This is a genomic window from Roseateles sp. P4_D2, from assembly GCF_056401875.1.
In genome coordinates, this window is sequence record NZ_JBFUIM010000036.1 from 1 (window position 1) to 2,210 (window position 2,210).

Sequence of the window (2,210 nt, forward strand, 5' to 3'; positions counted from 1 at the left end):
GCGAGCGCCTGGCGCAGGCGGGCCAGGTCGGCGTCGCGGCCGAACAGCGTGGTCGTGTCGGACGCGGGCGGCGGCGCGGCGGCGGCCTGTGCCTCGTCGTGCCGCGCGGCGGTGAAGCGGTAGCCGCGCCCGGGCACGGTGGCGATGGCGTCCTCGCCCAGCAGGCGGCGCAGCGCGTTGACCTGCACGCGCAAGTTGCCCTCTTCCACCACCAGCCCGGGCCAGACGCGCTCGATCAGCTCGGCCTTGGTGAACAGATCGGCGGGGCGGGCGGCCAACGTAAGCAGCAGGTCCAGCGCGCGGCCGCCCAGGGCCGAGGGCTCGCCGTCCACCAGCAGCCGGTACTCCGCCGGGCGCAGCTCGAAGCGGCCGCCCGGGCCGAAGCGCAGCGGCTGGGTCGGCGGGTGGGCGGGTTCGGTGGCAGGCAAGGCGGCTCCGGTGATTGCGCCGGGCACTGTAAGGCCGCGGGTTTAACAACGTTGAACAACCATCGAACCGCGCCTGCCGCGAGCATTCGTCCCACAGCAACACGCCACCAGGAGCCGCAATGACCGAACCCGAAGTCTCCGTTCCCGCCATCATGCGCAACTACCACGAGGTGCTGCGCAACGACCTGGCCAAGGTGCTGGCGCCGCTGGCCGAGCGCGGCGACCTGGGCGGTTTCGCGCCGGCCTGGGCCGCATATGTCGACGCCATCGCCGTGCATGCGGCCATGGAAGACGGCGTGGAGGGCGCGGGCGGCGGCATCACGTCGATGCTGGACCTGCATTTCGACGGCGCTGCAAACGCAGCGATGTTCCGCGCCGAGCATGTCGACGAGCACGAACTGCAGGCCGCCGTGACGCGTGCCATCCCGCTGGGCGTCGGCGCGCTGCGCGATGCCTTCGCCGCCTACCGCGCCTGCGCCGAGGCGCACCTGCTGCACGAGGAGGACATCATGATGCCCCTCGTCAACCGCCTGCCCAAGGAAGGCAAGGCCGCCCTCTTCGCCCAGTGGTGCGTGTCGGCCGGCATTGCGCAGGGCGGCTTCGACCACCTCGTGGCCCACGGCGTCGCGTCGCTGGCCGCCTTCGGCAGCACCAAGAACTCGCCGGTCGGCGCGACCCGCGTGTTCGTGCACTCGCTCAAGACCGTCTGCACCCCCGAGCAGTGGGCGCGCTACGGGCCCATTGCTCGCAGTGCGGCACCACCCGAGGTGTGGGCAGCCGTGCTGGCCGAAGTACCCAGCCTGGCCGCCTGATTTCCATAGACCTGTTTCGATCAAGCTCATGCGGAACAGGCCCTTGCTTCCTTCCTATCATGGGGCCTGCTAACACTGCGGCAATGGGCCGCGAATTGCCGCAGTGTTAGCAGGCCCCACCCCCACCCAAGCCCCCAACGGAGACCATCATGTCCCTGCGCATCAACGACATCGCCCCCGACTTCACCGCCCAGACCACGCAAGGCGAGATCAAGTTCCACGACTGGATCGGCGACAAGTGGGCCGTGCTGTTCTCCCACCCCAAGGACTTCACGCCGGTGTGCACGACCGAGCTGGGCTATATGGCCAAGATCGAGCCCGAGTTCACCAAGCGCAATGCCAAGCTGATCGGCCTGTCGGTCGACCCGGTGGACAACCACCACCGCTGGGCCGCCGACATCGAGGAGACCCAGGGCCATCTGCCCAAGTACCCCATGATCGGCGACAGCGACCTGGCCGTCGCCAAGCTCTACAACATGCTGCCGGCCGATGCCGAAGGCACGTCCGAGGGCCGCACGGCGGCGACCAACGCCACCGTGCGCTCGGTCTTCATCGTCGGCCCGGACAAGCGCATCAAGCTGATGCTGACCTACCCGATGACCACGGGCCGCAACTTCGACGAGATCCTGCGCGTGCTGGACAGCATGCAGCTGACCGCCAAGCACAAGGTCGCCACACCGGTGAACTGGAAGCAGGGCGACGACGTCATCATTGCCGGCTCGGTGAGCGATGAAGACGCCAAGACGCTGTTCCCGGCCGGCTGGAAGGCGCCCAAGCCCTATCTGCGCATCACCAAGCAGCCCACCTGAGACCCGCACGCCTGGGCTTCCAGGCGGTGCAGCGGCGCGCTGTAGTAGGGGCTGACACCCGGTTGGGTGGCCAGCGCCGTGCGGGCCAGCGCGGCCCAGCGCGCGGCTTGGTCGCGGTCGCCAGCGCGCCAGGCGCACAGCGCGGCCACGCCGTGCAGGCG

Annotated in this window: 4 protein-coding genes; 2 read left to right on the top strand and 2 right to left on the bottom strand. The window is 69.6% G+C overall.

What is annotated here, in order from left to right; all coding sequences use genetic code 11:
- Nucleotides 1-428: winged helix-turn-helix domain-containing protein (locus AC1DW0_RS29480; protein WP_477949621.1), on the bottom strand; the 428-nt coding region annotated here is incomplete at its 3' end.
- Between the two features lie 119 nt (nucleotides 429-547).
- On the opposite strand from AC1DW0_RS29480, the gene AC1DW0_RS29485 reads away from it, so the two are divergent.
- Both AC1DW0_RS29485 and AC1DW0_RS29490 read left to right on the top strand, forming a co-directional pair.
- The gene (locus tag AC1DW0_RS29485) at nucleotides 548-1,240 is read left to right on the top strand and encodes a hemerythrin domain-containing protein (RefSeq protein WP_477949623.1); all 693 of its coding nucleotides are present in this window, start codon (nucleotides 548-550) and stop codon (nucleotides 1,238-1,240) included.
- A 149-nt stretch (nucleotides 1,241-1,389) separates the two neighbouring features.
- On the top strand, nucleotides 1,390-2,049 hold the full coding sequence (locus AC1DW0_RS29490; protein WP_477949625.1) for a peroxiredoxin: 660 nt from the start codon (nucleotides 1,390-1,392) through the stop codon (nucleotides 2,047-2,049).
- On the opposite strand, the gene AC1DW0_RS29495 is transcribed toward AC1DW0_RS29490, so the two are convergent.
- Nucleotides 2,019-2,210, bottom strand: a 192-nt coding sequence (locus AC1DW0_RS29495) for a hypothetical protein (protein WP_477949627.1), incomplete at its 5' end; no start/stop codon positions are given. The genes AC1DW0_RS29490 and AC1DW0_RS29495 overlap by 31 nt on opposite strands.

What these genes read in the sequence shown, in the direction of transcription:
- AC1DW0_RS29485 (WP_477949623.1), top strand. Translation starts at nt 548, where the DNA reads ATGACCGAACCCGAAGTCTCCGTTCCCGCCATCATGCGCAACTACCAC.
- AC1DW0_RS29490 (WP_477949625.1), top strand. Translation starts at nt 1,390, where the DNA reads ATGTCCCTGCGCATCAACGACATCGCCCCCGACTTCACCGCCCAGACC.